Source organism: Frankia sp. AgB1.9, from assembly GCF_016786355.1.
Classification (GTDB): domain Bacteria; phylum Actinomycetota; class Actinomycetes; order Frankiales; family Frankiaceae; genus Pseudofrankia.
In genome coordinates this window covers 17,229-39,340 of the sequence record NZ_JADWYX010000084.1, presented here as the reverse complement: position 1 = coordinate 39,340, position 22,112 = coordinate 17,229, and the positions used below count along the sequence as shown (strand labels likewise).

The 22,112-nt window shown below is 69.1% G+C and carries 19 protein-coding genes; 6 read left to right on the top strand and 13 right to left on the bottom strand.

Annotated features, from left to right (window positions below):
* From cysN to I6A60_RS28030, 5 genes are all read right to left on the bottom strand, one after another.
* On the bottom strand, positions 1-1,538 hold a 1,538-nt coding region (cysN, locus tag I6A60_RS28050; RefSeq protein ID WP_203024264.1), incomplete at its 3' end, for a sulfate adenylyltransferase subunit CysN.
* Positions 1,538-2,464 carry a sulfate adenylyltransferase subunit CysD gene (gene cysD / locus I6A60_RS28045; RefSeq protein ID WP_238436389.1) on the bottom strand — a complete coding sequence of 309 codons (927 nt, stop codon included), beginning with the start codon at positions 2,462-2,464 and terminating at the stop codon, positions 1,538-1,540. The genes cysN and cysD, both read right to left, overlap by 1 nt.
* A 136-nt stretch (positions 2,465-2,600) precedes the next feature.
* Entirely contained in the window at positions 2,601-3,365 is a 765-nt protein-coding gene (locus I6A60_RS28040) for an SDR family oxidoreductase (RefSeq protein ID WP_203024262.1), read from the bottom strand.
* A gap of 27 nt (positions 3,366-3,392) precedes the next feature.
* Positions 3,393-4,571, bottom strand: coding sequence for a sulfotransferase (locus I6A60_RS28035; RefSeq protein ID WP_203024260.1), 1,179 nt, complete (start codon positions 4,569-4,571; stop codon positions 3,393-3,395).
* Positions 4,572-4,607: 36 nt separating this feature from the next.
* Entirely contained in the window at positions 4,608-5,822 is a 1,215-nt protein-coding gene (locus I6A60_RS28030; protein ID WP_203024258.1) for an alkyl sulfatase dimerization domain-containing protein, read from the bottom strand.
* 149 nt (positions 5,823-5,971) lie between these two features.
* Between I6A60_RS28030 and I6A60_RS28025 the strand changes: the two genes are divergently transcribed.
* A complete protein-coding gene (locus I6A60_RS28025) occupies positions 5,972-6,424 on the top strand; it encodes a VOC family protein (protein WP_203024256.1) in 453 nt (150 codons plus the stop codon).
* A gap of 224 nt (positions 6,425-6,648) precedes the next feature.
* On the opposite strand, the gene I6A60_RS28020 is transcribed toward I6A60_RS28025, so the two are convergent.
* Complete coding sequence (locus I6A60_RS28020) at positions 6,649-7,146, bottom strand: MarR family winged helix-turn-helix transcriptional regulator (RefSeq protein WP_203024254.1); 498 nt, start codon at positions 7,144-7,146, stop codon at positions 6,649-6,651.
* A gap of 63 nt (positions 7,147-7,209) precedes the next feature.
* On the opposite strand from I6A60_RS28020, the gene I6A60_RS28015 reads away from it, so the two are divergent.
* Complete coding sequence (locus I6A60_RS28015) at positions 7,210-8,727, top strand: MFS transporter (protein ID WP_238436388.1); 1,518 nt, start codon at positions 7,210-7,212, stop codon at positions 8,725-8,727.
* Complete coding sequence (locus I6A60_RS28010; protein ID WP_203024252.1) at positions 8,724-9,389, top strand: hypothetical protein; 666 nt, start codon at positions 8,724-8,726, stop codon at positions 9,387-9,389. Before I6A60_RS28015 ends, I6A60_RS28010 begins: the two co-directional genes overlap by 4 nt.
* A gap of 87 nt (positions 9,390-9,476) precedes the next feature.
* Here the strand turns inward: I6A60_RS28010 and I6A60_RS28005 are convergent, their stop codons facing one another.
* From I6A60_RS28005 to I6A60_RS27980, 6 genes are read right to left on the bottom strand one after another with little or no spacing between them, the layout of a single operon-like run.
* Positions 9,477-10,460 carry an LLM class flavin-dependent oxidoreductase gene (locus tag I6A60_RS28005; protein ID WP_203024250.1) on the bottom strand — a complete coding sequence of 328 codons (984 nt, stop codon included), beginning with the start codon at positions 10,458-10,460 and terminating at the stop codon, positions 9,477-9,479.
* A 43-nt stretch (positions 10,461-10,503) separates the two neighbouring features.
* Positions 10,504-11,379 carry an SDR family NAD(P)-dependent oxidoreductase gene (locus tag I6A60_RS28000; protein WP_203024248.1) on the bottom strand — a complete coding sequence of 292 codons (876 nt, stop codon included), beginning with the start codon at positions 11,377-11,379 and terminating at the stop codon, positions 10,504-10,506.
* A 5-nt stretch (positions 11,380-11,384) separates the two neighbouring features.
* Entirely contained in the window at positions 11,385-12,383 is a 999-nt protein-coding gene (locus I6A60_RS27995) for a phosphotransferase family protein (protein ID WP_203024246.1), read from the bottom strand.
* Between the two features lie 51 nt (positions 12,384-12,434).
* On the bottom strand, positions 12,435-13,319 hold the full coding sequence (locus I6A60_RS27990) for a TIGR03619 family F420-dependent LLM class oxidoreductase (protein ID WP_203024243.1): 885 nt from the start codon (positions 13,317-13,319) through the stop codon (positions 12,435-12,437).
* Positions 13,320-13,373: 54 nt separating this feature from the next.
* Complete coding sequence (locus I6A60_RS27985) at positions 13,374-14,696, bottom strand: amidohydrolase family protein (protein ID WP_203024241.1); 1,323 nt, start codon at positions 14,694-14,696, stop codon at positions 13,374-13,376.
* 27 nt (positions 14,697-14,723) lie between these two features.
* On the bottom strand, positions 14,724-15,869 hold the full coding sequence (locus I6A60_RS27980; protein ID WP_203024239.1) for an amidohydrolase family protein: 1,146 nt from the start codon (positions 15,867-15,869) through the stop codon (positions 14,724-14,726).
* A gap of 588 nt (positions 15,870-16,457) precedes the next feature.
* Between I6A60_RS27980 and I6A60_RS27975 the strand changes: the two genes are divergently transcribed.
* Positions 16,458-17,669, top strand: a complete 1,212-nt coding sequence (locus tag I6A60_RS27975; protein ID WP_203024237.1) for a thiolase family protein — start codon at positions 16,458-16,460, stop codon at positions 17,667-17,669.
* Positions 17,670-17,758: 89 nt separating this feature from the next.
* Here I6A60_RS27975 and I6A60_RS27970 read toward each other — a convergent pair whose 3' ends face one another.
* Positions 17,759-18,979 carry a CoA transferase gene (locus tag I6A60_RS27970; protein WP_307873901.1) on the bottom strand — a complete coding sequence of 407 codons (1,221 nt, stop codon included), beginning with the start codon at positions 18,977-18,979 and terminating at the stop codon, positions 17,759-17,761.
* Positions 18,980-19,190: 211 nt separating this feature from the next.
* On the opposite strand from I6A60_RS27970, the gene I6A60_RS27965 reads away from it, so the two are divergent.
* Together I6A60_RS27965 and I6A60_RS27960 are read left to right on the top strand one after the other, a co-directional pair.
* Positions 19,191-20,498, top strand: a complete 1,308-nt coding sequence (locus tag I6A60_RS27965) for an amidohydrolase family protein (protein ID WP_203015373.1) — start codon at positions 19,191-19,193, stop codon at positions 20,496-20,498.
* 1 nt (position 20,499) lies between these two features.
* A complete protein-coding gene (locus I6A60_RS27960) occupies positions 20,500-21,303 on the top strand; it encodes an SDR family NAD(P)-dependent oxidoreductase (RefSeq protein WP_203015372.1) in 804 nt (267 codons plus the stop codon).
* Positions 21,304-22,112 lie beyond the last annotated feature (809 nt).

Sequence of the window (22,112 nt, the reverse complement as noted above, 5' to 3'; positions counted from 1 at the left end):
GTGAAGCCGAGGTCTTTGTTGAGGCCGTGGCGGACGTTGTCGCCGTCGAGGAGGTAGGTGTGGTAGCCCTCGTCGTGCAACTTTTTCTCGACGAGGTTGGCGATGGTGGATTTCCCGGCGCCGGACAGTCCGGTGAACCAGATGACCGCGGGTCGTTGGTTCTTGGCGGCGGCGCGGGCGGTCTTGTTGACCTCGACGGCCTGCCAGTGGATGTTGTGGGCCCGGCGGAGCGCGAAGTGCAGGAGGCCGGCGGCGACGGTGGCGTGGCTGTATTTGTCGATCAGGATGAAGCCGCCGGTGTCGCGGTTGACCGTGTACGGGTCGAACGGGACCGCCCGGTCGAGGGTGAGGTTCGCCACCCCGATCTCGTTGAGTTCCAACGTCTTCGCCGCTGTCTGTTCCAACGTGTTGACGTTGACCTTGTATTTGGGTTGGGCGAGGGTCGCGTTGACGGTGCGGGTGCCGAGTTTGAGCAGGTAGGGCCGGCCGGGGAGCATCGGCTCGGAGCCCATCCAGACGAGGTGGCACTCGAACTGGTCGGCGACCTCGGCCGGAGCGCTGGCGGCGGCCAGAATGTCGCCGCGGGAGACGTCGATCTCGTCGGCCAACGTGAGGGTGACCGACTGGCCGGCGTAGGCGGCGTCGAGGTCGCCGTCGGCGGTGACGATCCGGGTGACGACGGACTCCTGCCCCGACGGCAGCGCCCGGATCTTCTCCCCGGGGCGGATCATCCCGCCGGCGACCTGGCCGGAGAAACCGCGGAAGTCCAGGTTCGGCCGGTTGACCCACTGGACGGGCAGCCGGAACGGCCCGTCGTTGGCCGTGTCGGCGATCTGTACCGACTCCAGGAAACCGACCAACGTCGGCCCGGTGTACCAGGGCGTGCTCGCCGACAACTCGGTGATGTTGTCGCCACGCAAAGCGGACAGCGGGATCGCGGCGATCTGGTCGCCGTGCAGGCCGATCTGCGCGGCGAACATCCGGTAGTCGGCCTCGATCTGGTCGAACACCTGCCGGGAGTAGTCGACGAGGTCAAGCTTGTTGATCGCCAACACGACCTGGCGGATCCCGAGCAGCGAGACCAGGTAGCTGTGCCGCCGCGTCTGGGTCAGGACGCCCTTGCGGGCGTCGATCAGGATGACCGCGAGGTCGGCGGTGGAGGCGCCGGTGACCATGTTGCGGGTGTACTGCTCATGGCCCGGGGTGTCGGCGACGATGAACTTCCGGCGCTCCGTGGAGAAGAACCGGTAGGCCACGTCGATCGTGATGCCCTGCTCCCGCTCGGCCGCCAACCCGTCCACCAGCAGCGCGAAGTCCAACTCCCCGCCCTGCGTCCCGACCTTCTTCGAGTCCGACTCCAACGCGGCCAACTGGTCGGAGAAGACCAACTTGGCGTCGTAGAGCAGCCGGCCGATCAGCGTCGACTTGCCGTCATCCACCGACCCGCAGGTGATGAACCGCAGCATCGACTTGTCCTCATGCCGGCGCAGATACGCCTCGACATCGGTCGCGAGGAGCTCGTCAGTCGCATGCGCCATCAGAAGTACCCCTCGTGCTTCTTCTTCTCCATCGACCCCGAGGAGTCGTGGTCGATGACCCGGCCCTGGCGCTCCGACGACGTCGTCAACAACATCTCCTGGACGATCTCCAGCAACGTCGAGGCCTCGGACTCGACGGCCCCGGTCAGCGGATAGCAGCCCAACGTCCGGAACCGGATCGAGCGCTGCTCGGGCACCTCGCCTGGCGCCAGGGGCATCCGGTCGTCATCCACCATGATCAGAGCGCCGTCGCGTTCCACGACCGGCCGGCGCGCCGCGAAATACAACGGGACGATCGGAATGTTCTCCCGGTGGATGTAAAGCCAGATATCCAGCTCGGTCCAGTTCGACAGCGGGAACACCCGAATGCTCTGACCAGGCGCCTTGCGGGCGTTGTAGAGCCGCCACAGCTCCGGGCGCTGGTCCTTCGGATCCCAGCGATGCGCCGCGGAGCGGATCGAGAACACCCGCTCCTTCGCCCGCGACTTCTCCTCATCCCGGCGCGCCCCACCGAACGCCACATCGAAGCCGTACTTGTCCAACGCCTGCTTCAGACCCTCCGTCTTCCAGATGTCGGTATGCATCGCCGACCCGTGATCGAACGGATTGATCCCCCGCTGCACCGCATCCGGATTCCGATGCACCAACAGATCCAGACCCAGACTCGCGACATGCCGATCACGGAACGCGTACATCGCCTGGAACTTCCACGTCGTATCCACATGCAACAACGGGAGCGGAGGCTTCGACGGAAAGAACGCCTTCATCGCCAGATGCAACATCACCGCACTGTCCTTACCAACCGAATACAACATCACCGGCCGCTCGGACTCCGCGACAGCCTCCCGAAAGATCTGGATACTCTCCGCCTCCAGACGCTGCAAATGCGACAGATGCGCACTGCTGGACAGCAGCTTCGCCGCCATACCATCCCTCTGAGCGGTCATAAAGGCGGCTCGATCAGTGAACGTGCGGTCGACGTTCCGAGCATTCTGTAGGTCTCCTGTCCGCCCCCATGACGGGTTGCCGCGAACGACATCGACCGGCGCCAAGAGTGACTCCTCATGGCCGTACGTTGCCGGTGGGCCGGGCGATGATCTCGTTGAGGGCGACGTCGGGGGGCAGGCTCATCGCGTAGACCATCGCCCGGGCGAGGATGGCCGCCTGCGCCGGGCCGGTGCCGGGCAGGAACACCGGAATGTCGAGGTCGAGGCGGTCGCCGTCGCGGTGGTTCTTGTCACCGGCCAGGCCGGGTGTCGCGAACATCCCGGGTACGACGAGGCTGACGTTGATCCCACGGGGTGCCAGTTCCAGGCGCAACGTCTGGACCGCTGCCTCCAGCCCTCGTTTCGAGGCGCCGTAGATGCCCAGCCCGGGCACGGCCATCAGTGCGGCGGCCGAGCCGGTGACCAGGACGTCGCGGCGCTCGGCGGCGTCGTCGAGGTGGTCGAGGGCGTAGCGCACGCTGGCCAGCGGGCCGATCAGGTTGACGTCCATGATCTGGCGCCACAGTTTGGGCGTGCCGCCGGCGATCGAGCCGGTGATGTTCTGCCCGGCGACCGCGACCACGCCGTCCAGCCCGCCGAGCCTGCGCGCCGCGGCCGCGACTCCCGCCTCGAGCCTGTCGAGGTCGGTGACGTCGGCGCACACCGGGATGGCCCGCTCGCCCAGCTCGGCGGCGAGCGCGTCGAGCAGCTCCTTGCGCCGGGCCAGCATGGCTACCGACGCGCCGGCCGCGACCGCGGCTCGACAAACCTCGGAACCGATGCCGCTGGAGGCACCGGTGACCAGTATCCGCCGGCCGGTGAGGTGATACTCCAGCCCCATGGGGCCTCCTGTTCCGATCCGCTCAGGCTAGGAAGGAACGTCTTCCAGCTCGACGTTGACCGCGGAGATGTACTCGTCGAACAGCGGTTCCAGATCTGTCCGGGTCACCCCGAAGTCGTCCAGTGAGTAGGGCCGCGGGCCGAAGCGATTCTGCGGGTGGTCGACCAGCCACTTGCGCATGGCGTCCTCGGTCGCCGAGGTCAAGGTGTCGCCCGCCCAGTCGTAGAGGTCACGCATCTGCCCGATCGGGTCGCGCATCACCGCGTCGTAATGCAGGTCGAAGAAGCGGCCGGTTCCGACCCGTTCGCGGGCCCGAAGCGGCCGCTCGACGTGCGCTGCCAGCTGCCGCAGGACCCAGGGTGTGACGGTGGCCGGATCGAAGTCCGGGCCCGCCACCGGCGGCCGGGAAAGCTTGTTGATGCTCAGGAAGGAGGCCGTGGCACGGAACGGGTCGCGGTGGGCCCAGACGATCCGCGCGTCGGGAAAGACCTCGAGCAGGGTGTCGATGTGCACGGCGTGCGAGGGGAGCTTCAGCGCCCAGATCCCCGGGGCCGTCGACTGCAGAATCTGAAGAATGGATCGCTGGTACTCGTAGGCGCTCGTCACGTCGGCGCCGAGATACCACTCGGAGTAGTCGGCGGTCGGCATCGACGATTCCCACAGGAATGACTTGAAGTCGTGGGCCTGCAGGAAACAGTCCTCGGTCGGGTCGTCGGCATCGTCCCAGTGCGGGATCGCGGCACCCAGGCTGCGGAGCTCGGCCAGCCGCTCGGCGAGCGTGGACTTGCGGGCCAGGCACCGCGGGTCGGTCCGCAGGTTCTCCGTGGTCGCGGGCGGGACAGGTTCGTCGGCCTGCCACTTCAGCAGCGAGCGGCGGGCCGGGTCCTGGTCGAGGAGGTGGCTGGCCATCGTCGTCCCGGTCCGGGGCAGGCCGAGCACCACCAACGGCCGCTGGACCCGCTCCGACATCACCTCCGGATGGCCCGCCAGGTGGTCCAGCACCCGCAGCCGAACGGCGAGCGCCTCGATGTACTGCCCGTACACCTGCGCCCGGCCGGTGGCCTGGGTGTTCGGATACGACTCGACCGACGTGACGAGCCGGGTCAGGCCGTCACGCCAGGAGTCGGAACCTAAGTTGGTCAGTCCGGTTCGCTCGCGTGCCTGGCCGACCAGACCGTCAACGACGTCATCGACACCCGCGCTCATCTTCGTCCTCTCCATCGGGGCACGGCCCGCAAGTTGTCAGCCGAGCCGTCGCTCGGCGTCGGCGATCTCGTCCTCGAGCCAGCTGACCTCGCTGAAGTTCTCCCGCCCGCTCGCCACGAGCAGCGCAGCCAGCGCGTCACGTCTGGCGGTAAGCGCGGCCCGGTGCACCGGCTCATGCAAGAGCACCATGTCCGTCAGGTGCAGGGCCTCCAGCGGCCGCCCAGCATCGGCATGGGCACGGGCTCGATCCGCAAGTGCGTCGGACCCGGCCGACTCGACGACGTCCCCCCAGACCGCGGACGGCGGCACCGAGTACAGCTCGGTCGTCGACTCGTAGCGGAACCAGCCGACGTGCTCCTCGTAGATCGCGCGCACGACCCACGGCACCTTGCCGTGCAGTTGCGGGAGGGTGAGCTCGGGCGGCAGCGTGACCGTGTCCATGAGCGTCCACATGCTCTGCCCGGCGTTCATGCCCTCGATCGTGCGTTCGCGCAGGTGGGCAACGGCGTCGTGGACCTTCTGGAGGACACCGCGGATGTTCTCGGCGCCCTCGAACCTGTGATGCCCGTTGATCAGGACCTCGGGTTCCAGGGAGAGGACGCGTTCGATGCCGCGCAGGCAGGACATCGCGCTTCGGATCTTGTCGCCGCGGATCGTGTAGAGGTTGGGCAGGTGACCGAACATCGGCCCGAGCAGATTGCCGACGAACACCGTCCGGTCATCCGGGAGCCACACGACGAGCGCGTCCAGGGTCTCCCCACCCGGCGTGGCGTACAGCTCGAACCTGCGCCCACCCAGGGTGAAGGCGTGCTCGTCGACGAACGACGTCGTGAGCTCGGCCTCACGCGCGTTGCGGTCCTCAGCCGTGCCGGTCCGGAACCGTCCCCACAGCCGGGCGATGCGGGCGCTGTAGAACGGCCGCAGCGTCCGCCAGTACTCCCGCACGTCCGGGTGGTTGGCCTGCGCGATCGTCTCGACCCCGGGACCGGTGAACTGCGACCAGCCACCGACATGATCCGGGTGGCCCTGCGTGAAGGTGATGACGCGCAGCGGACTGTCGCTGATCTCGGCGAACCGCCGCTTGATCTCCGGCGCCTCGGTCGCGAGACCGGTGTTGATCTGTACATCCCCGTCGGGCGTCACGACTCGGTAGGCGTTCGCCACCCCGATCGAGCCGAAGATCCCGTTTCCGAGGTCGGTCGCCGACTGCGCGCTCTCCCCGGCGTTCACCAGATCCTGAAGTTCGGTCACCACGTCACCTCTTCACACTGTCGCCGACCTCGACTAGTTTCAGGCGCGAAACTTAACACGAGAGTCCTGCGCGTGCCTGCGATCGGGCGCGTTTTGCCTCGACAAGCCAGGCCAGACCCGACGACCCCAGATCACTGAACGGAGAGCGAATGAAGCCCGAGGACAAGTACCACGTCGGGATCATCGTCGACGACTTCGACGAGACACTCGCCTGGTACAGCAAGGTGTTCGGCTACCGGTGGGCCGAGCCGGTCGACGTCGCCAACCCGATCGTCACCCCGGCCGGCGAGCAGACAGTCCAGATGCGGATGACGTACTCGGTGGAAGAGCCGCGCATCGAGATCATCCAGTCGATCCCCGGGACCCTGTGGGAGCCGGCCGACTCCGGCGTCCACCACGTCGGCTACTGGACCGACGACGTCGTGGGCGACGTCGCCACCCTGACCGCCAGCGGAATGACGCTGGACGTCAGCGGCCTGTTCCCGGACGGGTCGATGATGTGGGCCTACTGTGGCGCACCCGGACGGCAACGGACCGAGCTCGTGAGCCGCGCCCTGGAACCGTCCATGCGGCAGTGGTGGGCGAGCGGCGCCGCGCGCTGAGAAGCCTCCGGCCACATACTCGACTCACTTACAGCCGGGCGGCAACCCGTTTCAGTCTCTTCGCAATGAGTCATGCAACTTATTTTTTGTCCTGACCGTTGAGACCAATCATCGTGACGCCGTCACGCGGTCACGGCAGCACCATGCGCGCCGCCCTGTCCTGACGCATGCTCCGTTCAGGTGAGGTTTAGCCAGGCCCGCACGGCGGCAGCAGAATCCGCGTGTCAGCCCTGGTTGCCGCCCTCGGGACGGTCTTCGCCACCCATGGCCGCATCCCCGAGGCGAGAGATCAGATCAACGAACTGACGGCGCTGCTGCGCTGTCAGGGGAGCGAGCACCGCCTCCTGGATCCCGTCTATGACGCCGTCGAGCCGGCGCAGGGCGTCGAGGCCCAGCGGGGTGATCGTGACGATCTTTCGACGTCCGTGGTCGGGGTCGGGCCTGCGCTCGACGAGGCCGCGGGCCTCAAGCTCGGTGAGCGCTCCGGTGACGTCGCTGCGGTCGATGCCGGTGTCGCGGCCGAGGTCGGCCTGACTCGCGGGTCCCCATTGTTCCAGGGCGGCGAGCAACCGGTAGTGATAGCCGCGCAGCCCGTCGCCGTGAGTCTCGAAGCCGGCGAACAGCAAGGACGTGGAGCGCGCGAAGGCACGGCTGATGAGCCAGGTCGGGCGGTCCCTGACCCGGTCCGGGATGCGACCGGACTGCTCGTGGTGCGCGGGCATGCCCCGAGGCTACCAGTTGTTGGTTCGGCCAACATTATGTATGTTGGCGCTGCCAATATTGGCATGACCAACATAGGAGGTCAGGTGCCGGCCGCATCCTCGCTCGACAGCTGGCATGGCAGACGCATCCTGCTTCTGCTGTGCGCGGTGGCGTTCCTCGACTTCGTCGACGCCTCCATCACGAACGTGGCGCTCCCCCACATCCTGCGTTCGCTGCACTTCTCGACCCAGAGCCTCCAGTGGGTGCCGTCGGCGTACCTGCTGACCTACGGCGGGTTCATGCTGCTCGGCGGCCGGCTCGCCGACCTGCTCGGCCGCCGGAAGGTCCTGCTGGTCGGCACGGCGCTGGTGGGGCTCGCCTCGCTCGCCGGCGGGTTCGCCGAGGACGAGGGGGTGTTCATCGCCGCCCGCCTCGCCCAGGGGGTCGGCGCCGCACTCATGCTCCCGGCGGCGCTCTCGACGCTGACGACCACGTTCACGGCCACCCGGGACCGCGAGGCCGCGCTCGGGGTGTGGGGCGCCGTCGCGGGCCTCGCCTCCGCGGCCGGAATCCTGCTCGGTGGCGTCCTCACGGAGGGCCTCGGGTGGCGGTGGGTCATGTTCGTCAACCCGATCGCCTGCGTGTTCGTGATCCCGGCCGTCATCAGGCTGCTGCCGAGAGACCAGCCGGCCGACCGCACCAGCCGGTTCGACCTGCTCGGCAGCTTCGTCGTCACCGGCGCGGTGCTGCTGCTGGTCGACGCCCTCGTCGAGGCACCCGACCACGGCTGGGGCGCCGCGGCCACGTGGCTGAAGCTGGGCGGCGCGGGCGTCCTGCTGGCGGCCTTCGTCCTGATCGAACGGACCGCGCGGGATCCGATCCTGCCGCTGGGCATCTTCCGGGTCCGCGGCCTGGCCGCCGCGAACCTGACGGGGCTGGTGGGCTTCGCGGGGATGCTCTCGATGTTCTACTTCCTGACCCTCTACATGCAGAACGTCCTCGGCTATTCGCCGATCGTCGCCGGCGCGGCCTACCTTCCGCTCACCTTCGCCGTCGGAGTCTCGGCCGGCATCGGCTCCAAGCTGCTGGCCAGGGTCGGCAGCCGGGCGGTCATCTGCGCCGGTTCCCTCCTCGCGGCCGGCGGGCTGTTCCTGCTCAGCCGGATCCCGGTCGACGGCGGCTACCTGGCGCACGTGCTGCCGGGCCTGCTCGTCACGGCCCTCGGCATCGGCGCGGTGTTCGTCGGCGTGACCGCCGCCGCGAACGCGGGTGTCGGCCCGAACCGGGCGGGACTCGCCGCCGCCCTGCTCAACGCCTCCCAGCAGGTCGGCGGCGCCCTCGGGCTCGCCATCTTCTCGGCCGTCGGGGCGGCCCGCACCGACCACCTGCGCTCGGCCGGCGCGCCGATCCCGGAGGCCACCACCTCCGGCCTGCGGCACGCCCTGGCGACCGGAGCGGCCTTCGCCGCGGCCGCGGCACTCCTCGCGCTGGCCACCAGGAACACCCGCGAGCAGGACGCGGCCCACGGCACGGGCGAGACCGACGCCGGCCAGCCGCCACTCGCGGCCAGCCCCCTACCCACCACGGAGGCCGCACGATGACCACGACGCCCACCCGGGTCCTCATCGTCGGGCGCAGCCCGGGCGTGCTGACGGCCGCCGTCACCATGCTGAACGCCAGGGGCTATCGCGCGGACGCGACCAACCAGTACGGCCGCGTCCTCGACGACTACGACGTCACTGACCTCGACGTGCTGGTCTTCGGAGGCATGGTTCCCCCCGACCGCAAGGAACAGCTGCGCGACGAGATCTCCCGCCGTAACCCCGGGGTGACCTTCGTCCAGGGCCTCGCCGGCGTGGCCGGGGTCATCGCCGCCCAGGTCGAGGCGATCACCTGGGCACACACCCCGGACGCCGACGAGATCAGCTACGACGCCGCCACGCGAACCGTCCGGGTGACGCTCCGCGAGGCGACGCCCGTCGTCGTCGAGGCCCTGTGGATCGTCACGTTCACACCCCCCGAGCCGACAAGCACGTCCGAGCTGGTGTTCGACGCCACCCTGGCCGCCGGCACCCACGACCTCGGCCTCCCGGCACGCGTCCCGGCCGAGGCCTCGTTCGCGACCGTCACCGTCGGCCCGCGGGTAGGCGTCTTCACCGTCGGCCCGATGCCGGAGGCGATCCGGCGGCTGGTACCGACCTCGGCCACCGACAGCCGCCTTCCGACCGTCGAGGCCGTCACCACCCACAGCGATCCGCGGTAGCGGAATACCGGCCTTCTCGCCAGCCGGTGGTGCGTCGGGCAGCCCACGCACCACCGGCTGGCGCTGGCCGCCTGGCTTGTCCGGGCGTCAGGCGGGCGAGCCGTCGTCGGCGGCCAGGCGCGGCGCGAGCTCGGTGAGGCTGAGTTCGATATGCCGGTCGATGAGCTCGTCGGAGAGACCGGGGAAGTCGGCCCAGAAGAAGACGTCGGTCACCGGGAGCCCGGCCACCCGGGCCCGGATCGCGGCGGCGACCTGGTCCGGCGTCCCGATCAGCACCTCGTCCCGGATGCTGTCCGGGTCGAAGTACGCGGGCGGGGCCGCCTCGCGCCGAGTGCCCTCGTACATGTAGCGGTTGTACGAAAGCCAGCGATAGGAGACGTGGTCGCTGATCTGCGACCAGGCCTTCTCCGGGTCGTCCGACAGGAAGAACTGCACGGTGTGGCCCATCCGCGCGGACGACTCGTCATGCCCGCCCGCGCGAAGCCCGGCCAGATACGGCTCCAGCAGCGCCCGGTCCAGCGACTGCAGCCCGAGGCCGAGGCGGCCGGCGAGCCCGGCCCCGCGCGGGCCGCCGAACCCGCCCCACATCGGCACGGGCCGCTGGATCGGCGCCGGCGTGACGGTCCGCTCGGCACCGGGGATCTCGCCCCACAGCGCCCGCAGCGCGCCGATCCGGTCCTCGAACTCCAGATAGCGCCGCTTGAAGTCGCCACCGAACGCGACGTATTCGGGCTTGCGGTAGCCGACGCCGAAGCCCGGCTCGATCCGGCCGCCGCTGATGACATCCGCCAGCGCGATCTGCTCGGCGAACTCCAGCGGGTTGTGCAACGGCAGCAGCGACACCGCCGAGCCGATCCGCAGCCGGGAGGTGCGGGCCGCGATCGCCGCCGCGTAGATCCAGCACTGCGGCAGGTAGCCGTCATCGAAGAAGTGGTGCTCGGTCAGCCAGACCGACGGCGCGCCTAGACGCTCGGCCTCCTCCAGCCGCTCCAGCCACCGGCCGTAGTGCCGGTCCCACGACCGCTCCCAGCGCGGCGGGTTCCTCATGTCGACGTACAGGCCCAGCCGCACGAGCTTCCTCCCCGATCAACAGGTCAGCCGAGACGTCGAGCCGTCATCCCTGCGCCTGGGCCGGTTCGCGCACGACCGGGGGCGACGAGGACTCCCCCAGCCCGTCGAACAGCTCCGTCCGGGGCACCGTCCCGCTGGGCAGCTGATAGCCGTCCATGCCCATGAGGCCCTCCCGCAGACCCAGGTGGTACATGCTTTCCCGGTGGCCCGAGTACGCGAGCGGCTGCCGCAACATCCACAACATGCCCTCGACCGGTACGTCCGAGCCTTTCCAGCCGGTCCGGTCCGCGCCAGGGGTGTTCGCGACGAACCCCTCCGAGGCGACCGGTACGTCAATCCGGAAACAGTTGACCGCGATGCCCTGCGGGTACAGCTCGCGCGCCGCGTCCATCGTCAGATGCTCAAGTGCGATCTTCGACGTGCCGTAGGCGAGCATGTTCGGCAGCGGCTGGAGCGCCGCGAACGACGAGACGTTGATGATCGAACCGCCGCCGCGCTCCGCCATCGACACCCGAGCCTCTCGGATCGCGAGGTACGGCGCCCGGTAGTTGATCTCCATGGTCAGGTCGTGCCGGCTCAGCGGCTGGTTCAGGTCGCCGGCGAAGGTGATCGCCGCGTTGTTGACCAGGATGTCCACCCCGCCGAACCGTTCGACGGTGGTCGCGACCATGGCGACGACCTCGTCCTGGACCGCCAGGTTCGTCGGCACCGCGATGGCCACCGCGCCCGAGCCTCGCCCGGCCTCGGTCGCCCGTTCGACCGTGTCGTCGAGCGTCCCCGGGGTCCGTTGCGGCGCCCCGGCCGTCGAACGCGCCGCGCAGACCACCGAGCAGCCCTCCCGCGCGAGCGCCACGGCGAGTGCCGCCCCGACGCCGCGGCTCGCGCCGGTGACGATCGCGACCTTGCCACGAAGGTCCATGCCCGTCACCCGTTCAGCAGCTTGCTCGCCGACCGCAGCAGGGCCGGGGTTCCGGTGAACGGCGGCGGGGCGCCCCGGCGGCGGGCGTTACGGTTGATCAGCGCCGAGATCGCCGCCTGCTTGTAGCGCACGAGGGCGTCGAACCAGTGCAGGTCCTCGACCGTGGCGCCGCGTGACTCCTGGTAGACGTCGAGCAGCTCCTTGTCGCTCGGCATGCCCGCGCTGGTCCGGCGCCCGAGCTCCGGGTCCGGGTTGCACATCATCAGGAACCAGGCCAGGTCGACCCTGGGGTCCGAGCGAGCCCAGATCTCCCAGTCGATGACGGAGACGACCCCGGTGCCCTTCGACAGCGTGTTCCCGAGCCGGAAGTCGCCGTGGATCAGGCTCGACTCGCTCCTGGCCGGGATCGCCGCCTCCAGCAGGTCACGCGCCTCCTCGTAGCCGGCCCGGAAGTCCTCGTCGCACGCGGCCAGGGAGCTCGTCCACCGGGTCAGCTCCTGCTCGGGCGTGACCGTGGGCTCGTCGCCCAGGCCCACGGCGACCGGGTCGAGCGCGTGCAGCAGGCCGAGCACCCGGGCGGCGTCCAGCTCGCGGGCGCGGACCTCGCCGGGCGGCAGGGACTCGTCCTCGGGCAGCGAGTTCGGCTCGACGCAGTCGCCGTCCTCGAAGCTCATGACATAGAACGGCGGGATCTCCGGCGGGGTGCCCTCGTGCTCGGCGACCACCGCCGGGCACGGCACACCCGTGTCTCGCAGGGCCCGCTGCAGCCGAGCCTGGCGCAGCACGTCGCGGTTCTTCGTCGGGGCGAGGCCCGCCGGCGCCACCTTGGCCACGACCTTCGAGGCCGGCGCCGACCCGACCGAGAGCTGCGCCCAGTACGTGATGCTCGACGTCCCGCCCTGCAGCCGGGTGAGCGGGCCGAGCACGCCGCCCGGCACCGCGGCCGCGACCGCGGCTGACGCGCGCCGCTGAAGGTCCTGCTCGTCAATCGGAACTACCGGCACCTGGCCGCCTCCATCCGTTCCGGCGGCCGGTCGCCGCCACATGTTCGAGCCTCACGAGCCGAGGCGTCCGACCGCCGTCGCCAGGTCATCCAGAACGGGCAGCACCTCGTCGGAGGTGCTGTCCTCCAGCAGCACCTGCATGCGCTGGATGCCCAGCCGTGCGCCGAGCTCCAGCTCCCGGGTCATCTCGTCGGCCGAGCCCGGGGGGAAGAAACACAGCACCTGCGGCTCGGCCTCACGGCCCGCCTTGTCCCAGGCGCTACGCAGACCATCGAGGTCGGGGCCGAGCTTCGGATCCCGGGCTGGCGTCTGGCCCATCGGAATCCAGCCGTCGGCCCAGCTCACGACGCGTTCGAAGGTGCGTTCCGTGGCACGGCCGCCGAGCAGAACCGGCGGTCCGCCGGGCCGGGCGGGCTTCGGCCACGACCACGACGGGGTGAGGTGCCGGAAACGGCCGTCGAACGACGCCTCGTCCTGCGTCCACAGCGACCGCATGAGGCGGACGGTCTCCTCCACCACCGTGGCCCGGTCGCCGAAGGACACCCCGTGGTTGGCCGCCTCCTGCCGGTTGTAGCCGAACCCGACACCCACCACGACCCGACCGCCGCAGAGGTGGTCGATCGTGGCTATCTCCTTGGCCAGCGCGATCGCGTCGTGCTGGGCGACCAGGGAGATCGCCGAACCCACCTCCAGCGAGGTCGTCGCCGCCACGAAGGACGAGCAGACGAACGGGTCGAGCGAACGCTGGTAACGCTCCGACATCCGCCAGTCGGCGGTGATGTCGAGGCTGTCCAGCGGCACATGGGTGTGCTCGGGGAAGTAGATCGACTCCAGGCCGCGCGCCTCGGTGGCGCGGGCCAGGTCCAGCACGGGCATCGACAGGTCGGTGGCCGTCGGATGGACACCGACCGACGGCCGCCGTCCCGGCGTCGTCATCGTCGCCGGCCCATTCCCAAGAGATCGCGTCCAGCTTCCTGGGGCGCCATCACCTCAGGCCCAGAACCCGTAGGTCCGGTAGGCGTGATGCCCCCGGTCGTGCTCGTCCGGCAGCGTCGACAGCGGCACGCTGAGCTTCGCGTAGGTCGGGGCGTTGATCCGCGCGGCGACCTTCCGCAGCGCCGCGCCGTCGAGGCCGTAGGCCCGGACGGCGTTCTCCCCGAGGCACTGGGCCACCTCGTGTTCCGGGAGGCCTGCGAAGGTGAACCGCATGGCGGAACGCGTCGCGGTGTCGCCCTCCGGCGAGACGATCCCGTGCTGGAACGTCCCCTCGAAGTGCGGGTAGTCCGACCCCCAGATGATGTTGCCGAGGTAGCCGTTCGCCATCGCGTCCTCGACCTCGAAACGGGCCAGGAAGCTGGCGCCGACGAAGACCTGCCGCGCGGCGTACTCGCTCGGCAGCCGCTTGACTCGGTCCTTCATGTCCGGGTACTCGGCGACGTCGTGGATGTAGACGCTGTCGAGCTCCTTCATCACCGCCGGCCACCACGGCCCGACCGACTCGGTCAGGACGAGGCGCAGGTTCGGGTGACGCTCGAACACGCCGCCGAAGACGAGGTGGGACAGCGGCGAGATCCGGCTCATGTTCGAGACCTCGAGCTTGACGATCGACATCATGCCCGGGCCGCCCGTGGCCGTCGGTGCGCCGCCGCCGTGGTGGCACAGCGACATGCCGAGTTCCTCACACGCGCTGAAGAACGGTTCCCAGTCGGGGAAGTTGTACGACTTCATCCACGGGCGCGGATACGGGAAGTTGACCCCGCGCAGGCCGACCGACGACGCCCACCGCAGTTCCCTGACGGCGGCGTCGATGTCCCACATCGGGACGTAGGCCAGCCCGACGTGACGTTCGGGCTGCACGGAGACCTGGTCGGCCAGCCACTGGTTGTAGATGTGCTGGCCGACCTTCAGCCGGTCGAAGTCGATGTCGTCCCGGTTGAACACCGACGAGCGGTCGAACGGGAGCGGCTGGCCGTTCTGGCTGTCATGGAAGATGACCTGGCCCGCGACGCCGTCGTTGTCGAGGTCCCGCAGCCGCGCCTCGATGTTGAAGTGGCCCTCGGTCTCCAGGTTGCGGCGGCTCACCTTCCAGTCCGCGCCACGCGTCATGCCGCCGAACCCGAGCTGGTTGTTCGACGCCTCCCGCTTGCGGGCCAGCGCGCCGGCGAACTCGTCGAACTCGTCGAGCAGCGGCGCCGGGCAGTACGGGCGCAGCTCCTGTTCGAGCCGAGGGCCGATGTGCGTGTCGGCCGACACGACGATCAGGGGCGTCGTCGGGCTCTGGGTGGCGGGCTGTTCGGACGTCGTCACAGACATGGCGCTACTCCCAATGCCATCCGAGGTTCACAGCTTGTAGAACTTGCGAGCCGTACCGCCTCTCAGCAGTGCGCGGGACGCGGCGTCGACGGGAAGCTCGTCGAGTTCCTCGAGCTCGTGCAGGCAGGACTTCACGTTGACCTCGTGCGGGAAGTCCGAGGAGTACATGAACGGCGCGGTGCCGAAGTACTCCATCGCGGTCACGAGGTGGTGCTCGCCGCCCTCGCAGCCGATCACGATGCGGTCGGACTTCATGAGCTCGCTGAGGTAGTCACGCACCGAGGTGCCCTCGGGCAGGTGCAGCGCCTCGCTGTTCAGCGACGGGGTGGCCCCGAACGACTCGGAGAAACGCTCGGCGGCCATGAGGATCCACGCCGCGCCACCTTCGAGGAAGGCCACGCGCAGCCTCGGGAAACGCTCGAAGACATTGTTGAACAGCATGCCGCCGAGCGAGATCAGCAGACCGAACGGGAAGCCCAGCGCGTGGACGGCGGCGAAGACGTTGAAGTCGTCGAAGCCGAAGCCGTCGTGAATGCCGCCGTGCACGGAAAGGCCGACGTCGAGGTCCTGCGCCGCCTCGTAGACCGGGAAGAACATCTCACTGCCGAGGTGGTTGTGCAGGCCGTGAGCGGGCAGCACGGCGGCGCGGAAGCCCAGCTCCTCGACCACTCGCCGCAGTTCCTTGACGGCCTCGTCGGGCTTCTGGAGCGGCAGGAGGGCGGCGGCCTGGAACTTGCCGGACGGGTGCTGGATGTACGTCTCCGCCATCCAGTCGTTGTACGCCTTCGTGATCGCCACGGCGTACTCCGCGTCACGCAGCCGGCCCACCGTCAGGCCCAGTGTCGGGTAGAGCACCGTGCGCTCGATCCCCACCTCGCCCAGGAAGAACTCCCAGGAGGCCGGGTCGATCCCCGTCTCCTTGGGCCCTCTGCCGAGGGCGGACCGACCGGGAGTCGGGATCGTGGAGAGGTAGCCCAGCGGCGGGAAGATGGACATGCCGTGCAGGCGCGAAAGGTCGTTCTTCAGCAGCCGCTCACGGGGGGCCCGCCATTTGTCGGGGAGCTTGGAGACGATGGCCGGCACGTCCTCCATCACATGGCCGTCGGCGTCGAAAAGACCAGTCTGCTCAGGCACGCCTTGGGCCGAGGGCGCCACCGTAGAGGTCGTGGTCATTGATCTCCCCATCATGATTGTGGTGTGGAGGTTCGTGGGTGTCGCCCACAACGTGGCCAACCGGAGGGGCCATGTCTAAGTCGGCGAGCTTATTCTAGGAGCTGCCTCGCGGAGGCGTCAAGGTGAACAAACGGCGCGCACCGCGCACCACGCCACCCGCGCACGACCCGGCAGCGAGCCCCGGCCACCGTGCCCCACCACCGGGTCCGACCCCTCGACTGCGCCGGTGAGTCGGGAACGCCAGGGTCGTAAGCCCGCGGTTCGCCCGGCGGGACGTACGCGACGATCTCCGCCATTGTGTAATCGACAGACCTTAACTACATGCTAGGGTGACGGAACTGTGGTGCGCGCCACGCGGCGGCCGCCGGCCGTCACCTGCTCCCGTACCCAGGGCGCACAACCGTTCCGCCGGCAGGGCGGCACCGAGACCGACCAGCGCCGCCCGATCCGTTCGTCGAGACGATGGCCACGGCGCGGGCGGCCGCCCGTCGAGAGAAGTTCGGTAGAGGCTCGACGTCCCGCTCACCCACACCGGCGACGGATCCGGCGCGCGGTCGTCGCGGACGCATGATGCGAGGAGACGCAGAGATGGCAGCTGACAGTGCGGGGCGCCACGCGGTCGCGATCGTCGGCGCCGGAGTGAGCAGGAGCGTCCGGCACTCGGACGTCCCGATCGGCAGCATGGCGGTCAGCATGTCGGACGCCGCCATCGCCGACGCGGGCCTGACCAGGGGCGACATCGACGGCATCTCCTGCGGCACCAGCCTGCCGGCCGACGGGGGTGCCCGCGTGCTGCGGCCCGGCTACGACTTCGTCAACAGCGACTTCCTGACCGAGACCATGGGCCTGGAGCCGGTCTGGTCCCGCGATGACGGCTCGTTCCCGCCGGCCCTCGCCCGCGCCGTGCACGCGGTCGCCGCCGGGGCCGCGAGCACCGTCCTGGTGAACCGCACCGTGCACAATCCCGCGGGCCGGTACCACAACTTCGCCGGAACGGCGGCCGCCGGGCGCCAGCAGTGGACCGCTCCCTACGGCTTCGTCGGCTGGATCTCGGGAATGGCGATGTCCTACCTCGAATATCAGCGACGCTACGGCGCGCGCCGGGAGCACATGGCCACCCAGGTGCTCCAGAACCGCAAGAACGCGCTCCGGATCCCCGAGGCCTACTGGTTCGGCCGTGAGCTGACCTTCGACGAGTACATGTCCAGCCGGATGATCAGCGAACCGCTCTGCCTGTTCGACAACGACATCCCGGTCGACGGCGGCGCCTCCTTCATCGTGACGACCGAGGAACGGGCCAGGGATCTCCCCCACAAGCCGGTCTACATCACGTCCTGGGCGAGAATCCGAGGCCAGCGGCCAAGTGCCTGGATGGTCCCCGGAACGCTCGGCGCGCTCGACGACTACTACGAGCCCGGCTTCGACCTCGCCAGGCGGCTGTGGGCGAACAGCGGCTGGAGCCCGCGGGACGTCGACGTCGTCCAGCTGTACGACGGGTTCGCGATGGAGACCTGGTACTGGCTGGAGGTGCTCGGTTTCTGCCCGCAGGGCGAGGCCTGGAGCTTCGTCCAGGACGGCCGCATCGCCGCCGACGGCCCGTTCCCGCTCAATTCCGGCGGCGGCAACTCGGGCTGGGGCCGGCTGCACGGCGTGCCCCAGGTCCTTGAGTGCTACCTCCAGCTGGCGCGACGGGCCGCCGAGCGCCAGCTCGCGCGGACCGAGACCGGACTCTCGACGTACGGCGACCCGGCGCACACGATCGGCACGGCGCTGCTCTACAGCGTCGACCCGACGGCATAGCGGCGCCTCGCACCGACCGGCTGACGCAGAAGAGGTGGCATCCCGCGGACGGGATGCCACCTCTTCGCGTTGCCGGCCGGGCGCCTCGGTCAGATGGCGCCGACCTCCCGGAAGCGGCTGATGTCCTCCCAGCTGTGCCCGAGCTCCAGCAGCACCTCCTCGGTGCTCTCGCCATGCTCGGGCGCGCGGCTGAGGACTCCCGCCTCCTTGTTGAACTGCACCGGCGCGGATCCGAGCGTGATCGACCGTCCGTCGCCGTAGTCGACGGTCTGGAAGTAGCCGTTGGCCCAGGCCTGCTTGTCCCGCCCCAGGTCGCCGACCCGCTGTGCCGAGGACCAGGGGCCACCCTGGGTCGCGAGCCGCTCCTCCCAATGGGCGAGCGGCGCCGAGCCGAAGATCTTGTCCAGGGTCTCGATGCAGAGATCCTTGTGCTGGGTGCGGACCGTGATGTCGGCGAACCGCGGGTCCGCGATCAGCTCGTCGTGGCCGATGGCCGTGCAGAGATCGGCCCAGTAGCGGTCAGGCTGCAGCATCCCGAGGATGAACCAGCGGTTGTCGCTCGTCCGGTACGTGTTCATCAGCGGGTTCGGCGCGTTCTTGCGGTCCCGGTGGTCGCGCGGCATCTCGTCGAGGCCGGCCAGGTTGACCGCCACGACGGAGCCCATCATCGCCCAGCACCCCTGGGCCAGCAGCGAGGTGTCGACCTCCAGGGCCTCCCCCGTCCGCTCCCGGTGAAAGAGCGCCCCGGCGATGCCACCCGCGAGCGTCATGCCGGTCTGGACGTCGCCGAAGCCGGGCCCGGGCTGCATCGTCAGGTCCGTGCAGCCGGTCGGGATGGTGCCCATCGCGATGCCGCACCGCAGCCAGTAGGTCAGGCCGTCGAAGCCACCCGCCTCCGCCTCGTCGCCGAGCTGGCCGTGGGCGCTGCCCCGACCATAAATGATCTTCGGGTTCACGGCCCGGAGGTCCTCGACCTCGAGGCCCAGCTTCCTGCGGGCCGAGGGGAGGAAGCTCGTCAGGAACACGTCCGCCTGCCGCGCGAGGTCCAGGATGATCTCCCGGCCCTCGGGCACGCCGATGTCGACGCCGACGGACCGCTTGTTGCGGTTGACGGGTTCGTGCATCGGGGTGAAGCCGTTGGTACCGGGCGCCACGCCAGCGGTCGACAGGCCCCGGATCGGGTCGCCCCGGTGCGCGTGCTCGATCTTGATGACGTCCGCGCCCCACTCACCGAGCACGGCGCCCGCGGACGGCACCATGCCGTACTCCGCGACTTCGAGAACACGGATTCCTTCAAGGATCAACGGCACTGTCCCGGGCCCTCCTACCGACGCGCGTCGGGACGACGCGACGATGCGGGCAATACTTGCAAATTAAGTCAACGTCCGCAAGTTTTCTGCGCCGGGCAGACCTGTTCGCCAGTCCCAGCAGCGGCCCGTGATCGAGGAGCGAGGCTCGACACTCTCTAGACAACTTGATTACAGTGGCTTAATTACTGGTCTCCGATCAAGCGGGTGACTCATGGTGACCACGAGTGAGCGTGCGTTGGTCGTCTCGTCCGACGGCCACGCCATGCCGAAGATGCGCCAGTACCGGCCCTACCTGACCGCCGCGCTGCACGAGCGCTTCGACGCCTTCTGCGACTTCTACGACGACAACGGAGTGCCCCCGATGGACCCCGCGCACCTGCGGGGCCGCCTCGACCCCGACGTCGTCGAGCAGTGGGTGCGCGACGTCTTCGAGCCGGGGCGGCTGGAGGGCTGCTCCGACCCGGTCCGCCGGCTGGCCGAGATGGAGCGCGAGGGCATCGTCGCCGAGGTGCTGTTCCCGGACTTCGGGATGCCGTTCGAGGCCTTCGGCCCGCCGTCCCAGACCATGCGCCAGGGCGCGAGCCGGCAGCGACCACGGTGGCCGGCCCGGACGAGAGAGGAGATCGACGCGGGCAACCGGGCGCACAACCGCTGGCTGGTCGACTTCTGCTCCGTCGCCCCGGACCGCTTCCTCGGCATGGCGGTCGTGTCCTTCGACGACGTCGAGGCCGCGCTGGCCGAGATCCGCTGGGCCAGGGAGTCAGGGCTGAGGGGGATCCTGCTCCCCACGTTCAGCGCGGACCAGCCGATCTTCCACGAACGCCACGAGCCGATCTGGAGCCTCCTGGAGGAGCTCGAGATGCCGCTGAACTCGCACGTGGCGATCTCGTCCTCGCTGCCGCGCACGGCCTACCAGGGCATCCCCGACCCCGTCGTCGCCCTGCCGCTGTGCTCGAAGGAGATGGTCTTCCGCTGCCACGAGGTGCTCACCCACCTGGTCTGGAGCGGGATCCTGGAGCGGCACCCGGGACTGCGGGTGGCCTTCACCGAGCAGGGCTCAGCCTGGGTCATCACGGCCCTGGCCTCGATGGACTACTCCTACCAGGGCAGCTACCAGCGCCGGGCCGTACGCGACGTCGTCCGCCTCAAGCCGTCGGAGTACTTCCGGCGCCAGTGCTGGCTCGGTTCGTCGATCTTCTCCCGGGCCGAGGTCGAGGCGCGCCACCAGATCGGGCTCGACGCGATGTGCCTGGGGATGGACTACCCCCACCACGAGGGCACCTTCGCGGCCGGCGGCACGACGGAGTACCTGCGCGCCACGCTCGGCGCGGCGGGCGTTCCCGCCGACGAGGCGAGGCTGCTGCTGGGCGGCAACGCGATCGCGCGCTGGGGCTTCGACCACGACCGGCTACGGGTGCTCGCCGACCGCTTCAGCCCTTCCCTCGACCTTCTGCTCACGCCACCGGACGGCGACCTGTTCCCGCGGGGAGACGTGCACAAGCCGCTCGTCGTGATCTGACGTGACGTCCCAGCCACTGGCCGGGCTCGTCGCGGTCGTGACGGGCGGAGCCGGGCACCTCGGCTCGGCCATGACCACGACCCTGGCCGAGCAGGGGGCCAAGGTCGCGGTCGCCGACCTTGACGTCGAACGGGCGCGGGAGCAGGCCGGCAGACTCGCCGCGGCGGGGTTCGACAGCCTCGCCGTCCGGGTCGACGTCGCCTCCGAGGAGTCCGTCGGCCAGGCGGTCGACCAGGTCGTCGACCGCTTCGGCGGCCTCGACGTGCTCGTCAACAACGCAGCGCCGTCACGGCTGATCGCCACCGACGCCCCGGTCCTCGACGTGCCGCTCGCGACCTGGGACGCCCTGCAGGACGTCATCGTGCGCGGGGCGCTGCTCTGTGCCCGGCGCTGCCTCCCGCATCTCGTGGCGCGCGGCGGCGGCTCGATCATCAACGTCGCCTCGATCCACGCCCACGCCGGTGATCCCGACCTGAGCGCCTACCCGGTCGCGAAGGCGGCGCTGCTCGGCCTCACCCGCGTCCTCGCGACCCAGTACGGCCGGGCGGGGGTGCGGTGCAACGCGGTCACGCTGGGCACCATCCCGTACCCGTCTATGTCGGAGCAGGCCCGGCAGAACAAGCTGCGCCACCAGCTCGTCCCCCGGGTCGGGCTACCCGCGGACGCGGCCAACCTGGTCGCCTTCCTGGCGTCGCCCGCGGCCTCGTTCCTGACCGGCGCCGACGTGGTAGCCGACGGCGGGGTGCTCGCGCACCTGCCGTCCTACGCGGACGGCGGCACATTCGGCCTCGTCCGCGACACGTGACGGCGGGCCGTCGAGGCCAACGGGCAGAGCCCGGCGGTTTCTGCCACTCCCGACGCGCTATTGATAGAGGTCACCGCGGTCTAGGATCATGAGTTCAATCGACTGTTCGGCACAGAGCGCTTTCGCGTCGTCCTTCGTCGCCTGCGGGATATTAGCTGCACACGAAAGGAGATAAATGTCTGCGCGAAGTCGCTTTGAAAGACTGATATCTCGATTTATCTGAGACAGGTCAAATTCACCGGCAGAGGACTTAACTTCTCCCTGCAATTATCCGCTCACCGTAGACGCCAAAAATGTCTATTTCAGGCTTCTTGTCCTCCGCGAAGTCTAGTAGCGCGCCAGGAAGGAACCAGGTAGATGCGTTCCTCCTTTGCAGTGCCGCAATAGTGAGTAGATGAGGAAGGACGCCTTGGTCGCTAGCACGATCGATAAAAGTGTCAAGACGGTAGAATACGTCAGGACCTCCAGATCTAGTGCTGTAGAGCTGTTCTGTCCGGCATCCAGGACAAACGGCTGGACCCCGGCCCGCTATAGCCGAGGCGGGAATAAAATTCCGGACGTTGCAGTGCCCGCAGTCGATTTCGAATCCTCTCTCGGCCCACCCAAGGCTTGCCAGCTGTTCGAGGATACGCGAAGCCGATTCACTTTTTACCTGATCTATGTGTTCTGGTCGGCGATATCGACGCTCGACTCGCCCGCCCCATCTTTTCGCGATCTCCTCGAGCTTGGAGTCGCTCGCGCCTTCTTGCCGTAGGCTTCTCAGCTCCCGCACCAACTCCTTTGAACGCGGGGTAGTGAGGAACTTGATG